The organism is Rhizobium sp. 01T444 (assembly GCF_056398305.1).
Genome location: NZ_JBFTPD010000371.1, coordinates 1 through 542, shown reverse-complemented (window position 1 = coordinate 542; position 542 = coordinate 1). Strand labels below are relative to the sequence as shown.

General features: G+C 68.8%; 1 protein-coding gene. It reads left to right on the top strand.

What is annotated here, in order from left to right; translation table 11 throughout:
* Positions 1–542 (top strand): Bug family tripartite tricarboxylate transporter substrate binding protein (locus AC1DTN_RS38995; protein WP_477925588.1); only part of this gene is annotated, 542 nt, incomplete at both ends.

Below are 542 nucleotides of genomic sequence, written 5' to 3'. Positions count from 1 at the left end.
CATCCGCACCAACCTGCAGTACGACGCCATCCGGGATTTCAAGCCGGTCGCGTTGCTGGCCAAAGGCCCGCTGCTGCTGACGGTGAACAGGAATTCGCCCTTCAAGACCGTGCAGGACCTGGTCGCCGTCGCCAAGGCGCACCCGGGCAAGCTGAACTACGGCACCTCCGGCTCCGGCAGCATCAACCACTTCGCGACGGAAGTGTTCGCGGGCGCGGCGGGCATCAAGATGACGCACGTGCCCTACAAGGGCATGGGGCCGGCGACGACGGACCTGCTGGGCGGGCAGATCGACCTGCTGGTGGCGAGCGCGCCCTCGATCCTGGCGCAGGTGCGCGGGGGCAATGCGCGCGCGCTGGCGGTGACGACCGCGTCACGCTCGCCGATCGCGCCGGAAATTCCCTCGCTGGAGGAGGCGGGMTACAAGGGCAGCGCGCTGGACCTGTGGTGGGGCGTGCTGGCGCCGGCGGGCACGCCGCAGGCGGTGGTCGACAAGCTGAACGCGGAGATCAACACGGTCATCCAGTCGAGCGAGATGAAGG